Annotated in this window: 6 protein-coding genes; all 6 read right to left on the reverse strand. The window is 65.9% G+C overall.

Annotated elements, in window-relative coordinates; genetic code table 11:
• Window positions 1-2,182, reverse strand: a 2,182-nt coding sequence (gene ppdK, locus RMQ73_RS00165) for a pyruvate, phosphate dikinase (protein WP_310495931.1), incomplete at its 3' end; no start/stop codon positions are given.
• On the reverse strand, window positions 2,179-4,371 hold the full coding sequence (gene glyS / locus RMQ73_RS00170) for a glycine--tRNA ligase subunit beta (protein WP_310495932.1): 2,193 nt from the start codon (window positions 4,369-4,371) through the stop codon (window positions 2,179-2,181). The genes glyS and ppdK, both read right to left, overlap by 4 nt.
• Window positions 4,368-5,225 carry a glycine--tRNA ligase subunit alpha gene (locus tag RMQ73_RS00175; RefSeq protein WP_310495933.1) on the reverse strand — a complete coding sequence of 286 codons (858 nt, stop codon included), beginning with the start codon at window positions 5,223-5,225 and terminating at the stop codon, window positions 4,368-4,370. Before RMQ73_RS00175 ends, glyS begins: the two co-directional genes overlap by 4 nt.
• 22 nt (window positions 5,226-5,247) lie before the next feature.
• Window positions 5,248-5,547 carry a cytochrome C nitrite reductase gene (locus tag RMQ73_RS00180; protein WP_310495934.1) on the reverse strand — a complete coding sequence of 100 codons (300 nt, stop codon included), beginning with the start codon at window positions 5,545-5,547 and terminating at the stop codon, window positions 5,248-5,250.
• On the reverse strand, window positions 5,547-6,737 hold the full coding sequence (locus RMQ73_RS00185; RefSeq protein ID WP_310495935.1) for a molybdopterin-dependent oxidoreductase: 1,191 nt from the start codon (window positions 6,735-6,737) through the stop codon (window positions 5,547-5,549). The genes RMQ73_RS00180 and RMQ73_RS00185 overlap by 1 nt, the downstream gene beginning before the upstream one ends.
• A gap of 39 nt (window positions 6,738-6,776) precedes the next feature.
• On the reverse strand, window positions 6,777-7,004 hold a 228-nt coding region (locus RMQ73_RS00190; RefSeq protein ID WP_310495936.1), incomplete at its 5' end, for a DUF933 domain-containing protein.

Raw genomic sequence — 7,004 nt, forward strand, 5'->3', positions numbered from 1 at the left:
CCAGCTCCCGCGCCGTGGACACCAGCGGCACCATCACTTCGGGCACAACGGCAACGCCAGTTTCGCGCGCGACCAGCACGGCAGCCTCGAAGATCGCCCGGGCCTGCATCGCATAGATTTCGGGGTAGGTGATGCCCAGCCGGCAGCCGCGATGGCCGAGCATCGGGTTGAATTCATGCAGTTCGCCAATGCGGCGGCGCACAGTGGCTTCCGACAATCCCGTGGCGACGGCGACATCGCGCATGCCGGCCTCGTCATGCGGCAAAAACTCGTGCAGCGGCGGATCGAGCATGCGGATGGTGACGGGCAAGCCTGCCATGACGCGGAAAATCTCGGCAAAATCGTCGCGCTGCGCGGGCAGCAACAACGCCAGTGCGCGGGCACGTCCGGCGGTGTCCTCGGCCAGGATCATCTGGCGCACGGCGGTGATGCGCTCGGGCGCAAAGAACATGTGCTCGGTGCGGCATAGTCCGATGCCTTCGGCGCCGAACTGGCGCGCGGTGCGGCAATCCAATGGCGTTTCAGCGTTGGTGCGCACCTTCATGCGGCGATGCCGGTCCGCCCAGACCATCAGCGTGCCGAAATCACCGGCCAGTTCCGGCTCGACGGTCGCCACTTCACCCAGCATGACCTCGCCGGTGGCGCCGTCGATGGTGATGCGCTCGCCCTCGGCCACGCGGCGGCCGCCGACACTCATGGTCCGGGTGGCATGGTCGATGGCCAGGCTGCCGGCGCCCGATACGCAAGGGCGACCCATGCCGCGCGCCACCACGGCGGCATGGCTGGTCATGCCGCCGCGCGCCGTCAGGATGCCGCGCGCCGCGTGCATGCCGTGAATGTCCTCCGGCGATGTTTCGGTGCGCACGAGGATGACCGCCTCCCCCAGCTTGGCGCGGGTTTCGGCGGTGTCGCTGTCGAACACCACGATGCCGCTGGCGGCGCCGGGGCTGGCGGGCAGGCCGCGCGCAATCACGTCGCGCGGCGCCTTTGGGTCCAATGTCGGGTGCAGCAACTGGTCCAACGCGCCGGCTTCGACGCGCAGCACGGCTTCGGCCTCGGTGATCAGGCCTTCGTTTGCCATATCGACCGCGATTTTCAGCGCGGCCTTGGCGGTGCGCTTGCCGCTGCGGGTTTGCAGCATCCACAGCCGGGAATCTTCGACGGTGAATTCGATGTCCTGCATGTCGCGGTAGTGGTTTTCCAGCAGGTCAAAGACACGCGCCAGTTCACCGAACACCACCGGCATGGCTTCTTCCATCGATGCTGCGCGGGCGCCGGCCTTTTCGCGGGCGGCTAGCGTGAGATACTGCGGCGTGCGGATGCCGGCGACAACGTCCTCGCCCTGCGCGTTGATGAGATATTCGCCGTAGGTGACGCGTTCGCCAGTGGACGGGTCGCGGGTGAACGCCACGCCGGTTGCCGATGTGTCGCCGCGATTGCCGAACACCATCGCCTGCACGGTGACGGCGGTGCCCCAGCTTTCGGGAATATCATTGAGGCGCCGATAGGTGCGCGCCCTGTCGGACCGCCATGATCCGAACACCGCGCCGATGGCGCCCCACAATTGCTCGTGCGGATCCTGCGGGAATTCATCGCCCCAGTTCTGCGCCACCAGCACCTTATATCGGGCGACAAGCTGCATCAGGTCTTCGGCGCTGAGCGCAGTATCAAGGGTGACGCCCTTGTCTTCCTTGGCGATTTCCAGCGCGTCCTCGAACAGATAATGGTCAAGGCCGAGCACGACATCGCCGTACATCTGGATAAAACGCCGATAGCTGTCCCAGGCAAAGCGCGGGTTGCCCGACGCAGCGGCAAGGCCCAGCACCGTCTCGTCATTGAGGCCGAGGTTGAGCACCGTGTCCATCATGCCGGGCATCGACACGCGCGCGCCTGAGCGGACGGAAACGAGCAGCGGGTCGGCAGCGTCGCCGAACGCCTTGCCGGTAATGGCTTCGACGGCGGCCAGCGCATCGATGACTTCGGCCTTGACGGCATCGGGCAGCTTGCCGCCGGCGTCATAGAATGCAGCGCACACGGGGGTGGAGATCGTCAGTCCGGGGGGCACAGGAAGGCCTATTCCGGCCATTTCGGCCAGATTGGCGCCCTTGCCGCCCAGCAGTTCCTTCTGCCGCGCATCGCCATCTGCGCTGCCACCGCCGAAACGGAAGACGGATTTGGTCATCCTTCGATCCTTGAAAAATCCGCCACGCCGTGCACGGCATCACGGAAACGCGCCAGCAGGGCCAAACGCCGCGCACGAATACCGGGGTCCGGGTCGTTAACCATGACATCGGTGAAAAACGCATCGACAGGCGCCCGCAGCGAGGCGAGCGCCGTCATGGCATCGGTGAAACGCTCCTGCGCCACAGCGGTTGCGGCAGCCGGCAACGCGGCATCGAGCGCGGCGGCAAGCGCGGTTTCGGCGCCCTCACCCGTTCCGCCAGCCGACGCAGCCATAGCCGCGCCGTCCTTCTCCGCCGCCTTCAGGATGTTGGCGGCACGCTTGTAGCCGGCGAGGAGGTTTGCGCCTTCATCGCTCGTTACAAAGGCTTGGAGCGCATGAACCCGAGCAAGCAGACGGACGAAGTCGTCCTCCCCACCAAGCGCGAACACGGCATCGATCAGATCGTGCCGAACACCGGCTTCACGCTGCTGCACCTTCAGACGGTCGGCGAAGAAATCGTTTACCGCGTGGCGATATGCAGTGCGTTCCCATGTCCCGCCAGTAAGGTCGCGCGCCAAACGCGCAACTTCGAACATGGGAAGTCTGATGTTATTTGTGAGGCAAATAGAAAGAATACCTAGTGCCGCACGCCTGAGCGCGAACGGATCTTTCGACCCGGTGGGGATCATTTCATAGGCAAAGAATGCACAAAGAGTATCCAGCTTGTCTGCCAACGCCATCACTGTGCTAATCGGCGCGGTCGGCACGTCATCACCCTGCCCGACCGGCTTGTAATGGTCGCGCAATGCGTCGGCCACCGCCGGGTCCTCACCGCCTGCGAGCGCGAGATAGCGGCCGATGACGCCTTGCAATTCGGGGAATTCGCCCACCGTCGCAGACACGAGATCGGCCTTGGCCAGCCGCGCCGCGCGGGCTGCAAGCGCCGCCAGCGCTTCCCTCTCCCCTTGCGGGAGAGGGCGACTCGCCAACGGCGAGCGGGGTGAGGGGTCGGCGGGCGCAACACCCCTGACCCCGCTCGGCGAAAGCGCCGAGTCGCCCTCTCCCTCAAGGGGAGAGGGGATGGCACCACTCTCTGCCAACCATGTCGCCAGCGCCTCGACGCGCGCGACCTTGTCGGCAACCGTCCCCAGCTTCTCGTGAAAAACGATGCTGTCCAGCTTGGGCAAAAATGCCTCCAGCCCGCCGGCCTTCACCACCGCCAGATCCTGTTCCCAGAAGAACTGCGCGTCGCTCAGCCGCGCCGACAGCACGCGCTCGTTGCCCGCGACAATCGCCGCGCCGCCATCGCTGGCCACAAGATTGGCGACACAGACGAACGCCGGGGCCAGCGCACCCGTCGCATCTGCACAGGCGAAATATTTCTGGTTGGTCCGCATGGTCAACTGGATGACCTCGGGCGGCACGGTCAGGAATGCCGGGTCGAAGCGGCCCAGCAGCGGCACCGGCCATTCGGTCAGCCCAGCGTTTTCGCGCACCAATCCCTCGTCAGGCAGGATGGTCAGGCCCTGCGCACCGGCGGCGGCAGCGGCTGCCTGGCTGATCAGCTGCTGGCGGGTGCCGGAGTGCACTTCGACGAACGCAGCGCGTAGCTGATCCGCATAGCTTTCGGGCGATGTGATGCTGATCGGGCCGAGAGCATGGATGCGATGGCCGCGCGTCTCGCGCCCGGCGGTCAGGCCATGCGCGGCGCACGTCACGACATCGCCGTCCAGCAACGCGACAATGCCCGACAACGGCCGCACCCAGCGGGAAGGCGCGCTGCCCCAGCGCATGGATTTGGGCCAGGCAAAGTCTGCGATGATCTGCGGGACCAGATCGGACAGGATGGCGGACGCAGCGCGCCCCTCACGCCGCAGCACGGCGAAAAGCACCACGCCCTTGCCGGTGTCGCGTTCTTCAAGCTGTTCGCGGGTGAGGCCGGTCTTTTTCAAAAAGCCGTCAATCGCCTGCGCCGGGGCATCGGCACGCGGGCCTTTGACTTCCTCGGCGCTGCCTTGGCTGGCGGCGGCGACATCGCCCGCAATCAGCCATAGCCGGCGCGGCGTGGCGTCGGCCGTTACCACGCCATGCGCCAGCCCTGCGGCTTTCATGCCCGCCTCGAAACGGGTGCGCAGCTGCTCGGCGGCGGCCACCTGCATGCGCGCCGGGATTTCTTCGGACAGGATTTCGAGCAGGAACGCGCTCATGCGCCCAACTCCACATGCAGATCGGCCACGGCCTTCACCAGATCGCGCACGCGGCCGATATAGGCCTGACGCTCGGCCACGCTGATGACGCCGCGAGCATTCAACTGGTTGAAGATATGGCTGGCCTTGATCGCCTGGTCATAGGCCGGCAGCGGCAGCCGCGCATCAACCAGCGCCCGGCATTCTTCCGACACATCCTTGAAATGCTGGAACAATCGCTCGGTGTTGGCATGGTTGAAATTATAGTCCGAAAACTGCTTTTCGTTTTCCAGGAACACATCGCCGTAGCTGACGCCTGCATCATTATAAGCAAGGTCATAGACGTTCTCCACGCCCTGCACATACATGGCCAGCCGTTCCAGCCCATATGTCAGCTCGCCTGCTACCGGCGCGCAGTCCAGCCCGGCGACCTGCTGGAAGTAGGTGAACTGGCTGACTTCCATGCCGTCGCACCAGACCTCCCAGCCCAGCCCCCAGGCGCCCAATGTGGGGCTTTCCCAGTCATCCTCGACAAATCGGATATCGTGCTTCGTGCGGTCGATGCCGATGGCATCAAGGCTGCCCAGATACAGCCCGATCAAATCGTCCGGGCTGGGTTTGAGGATGACCTGGAACTGGTAGTAATGTTGCAGCCGGTTGGGGTTCTGCCCATAGCGCCCATCCGATGGCCGGCGGCTGGGCTGCACGAAACAGGCATTCCACGGGCGCGGGCCGAGCGCGCGCAATGTGGTCGCCGGGTGGAAAGTGCCGGCCCCCATTTCCATGTCATAGGGCTGGAGCACAGCGCAGCCATGCCTGCCCCAATAGGACTGGAGCGCAAGGATGATGTTCTGGAAGGAGAGCGGCTGTGTCACCCCATGGCCTGTAGCGGCGGGCTTACGGGGCGGTCAACCAGGCGATGATCGGCGCATCGTCCACAGGCTCGATCGGTGCCTTGTAGACGGCGCGCATCTTGGTGATCGTCTCGCCCCATTGCACCGGCGTCAGGCGCGGCTGGGTCAGCACCATGCCGGCGGAATGGCAGCCAAGGCAGTTGGCGTTGACGGCATCGGCAGACACGGCGCCGCGATCGGCGAACACGCCGTCATCGGCGGTGATGGCGACGCGGACGGGCCGCTGCGGGACAGGCGCCGCCGCCACAAGCACCAGCGGCAACAGGGCAAGAAGGACACGCATCAGATGATCTCCACCGCCACGGCTTCGACGCCGGCGCGGTTATAGCCGCTGGGGTTCCAGTTCTGGCGCATCGGCTGGCTCACGCCGGCCATGTTGGTGGCGCGCGCCATCAATCGTGCGCTGCCCGGCGCCGCGGCAACCGCGCCCATGAACCGGCGAAAGCCATAGCGGCCTTCGTCCGGGCCAAGCTGCGCCGGAGCCCAGCTCCGGCCGCCGTCACCCGACAGTTCAACACCGCGCACGCCGCTGTCGCCGCCCATCGCAAGGCCCTGCACGGGGTGAAGAGAGCGCCGGGGCAGCCGCGCACCGGCTGCGATGTTGGTGATGAAGGCGCGCGGGCTCATGGCCGCAACCGGCACCCTCGCAAAGCCGGCGGTGCCGGGCGCCACGTCGGCAAAGGGCGTCGCCGGCGCCAGATAGGCGCGTGTCATCCAATAGCCATCGTCGGGACGGTCCAGCACCTCGATACTGTCCAGCATCTTGACCCAATAGGTCGAATACCAGCCCGGCACGACAAGGCGCAGCGGAAAGCCGTTGAGCAGCGGCAGGGCCACGCCGTTCATGGCAAAGGCCAGCATCACTTCGCCGTCGCGGGCATGATCGATAGCCAGCGATTTGGCAAAATCCGGCGCGCCTTCGGCGGTGGGCGCATCAAGGCCGGAAACTCGCACGCACACTGCGCCGGGTTTCACGCCGGCAAGATCGAGCACATCCTTCAGCCGCACACCCTCCCAAACCGCATTGCCCATGGCGCCATTGGCCCAGCCGGCGCCGGCTACGCGCGGGCTGAACAAGGCGCGGCCATTGCCGGCGCACTGGTTGACGGCGGCATAGCGGATGCGCGGCAGCCGGGCGATGGCGGCGAGCGACAGGCTGAGCGGCCTGGCCACATGCCCCGTGACGGCGACGCGGTGCCGGCGCGGGTCGATGTCGGTCGGGAACGGATAATGCCAGCGCACGAAAAAACGGTCGTTGGGCGTGATGGTGCCCGTCTTGAACACATCGAACGGCGTTTCCAGCAGCGGCGGATTGCTGCGTTGCAGGATCATTTCCCCCTTTTGGGGGAAATCGCGGGTCAGCGCCCGCGTGGGGGCGCCGCCGGCAAGGCCGAGGTCGACGGATTTTTGCGCCAGCGCCGGCGCCGCAAGGCCAGTGGCAGTGAGCGCGAGGAATTGGCGGCGCGTGGTCATGCCGCGAGGATTAGCGCGGGATAGGCCGCGCGTCACCACCTATGCGCCGTGCAGGATGTGCATGACATCGCCGTCAACGACGACATATTCCTTGCCTTCGGAGCGCAGCCGGCCAGCATCACGGGCGCCGCTTTCGCCCTTGTGCTGGATGTAATCGCCATAGGCGATGGTTTCGGACCGAATGAACTTCTTTTCGAAGTCGCCGTGGATTTCGCCGGCGGCCTGCGGAGCCTTGGAGCCGCGCTTCACCGTCCAGGCGCGGGCTTC

Source organism: Sandarakinorhabdus sp. (genome assembly GCF_031430775.1).
GTDB lineage: Bacteria > Pseudomonadota > Alphaproteobacteria > Sphingomonadales > Sphingomonadaceae > Sandarakinorhabdus.

Bases quoted from the DNA above. Each gene is read 5' to 3' on its own strand.
- glyS (WP_310495932.1), bottom strand. From the start codon at position 4,371: ATGAGCGCGTTCCTGCTCGAAATCCTGTCCGAAGAAATCCCGGCGCGC.
- RMQ73_RS00180 (WP_310495934.1), bottom strand. From the start codon at position 5,547: ATGCGTGTCCTTCTTGCCCTGTTGCCGCTGGTGCTTGTGGCGGCGGCG.
- RMQ73_RS00185 (WP_310495935.1), bottom strand. From the start codon at position 6,737: ATGACCACGCGCCGCCAATTCCTCGCGCTCACTGCCACTGGCCTTGCG.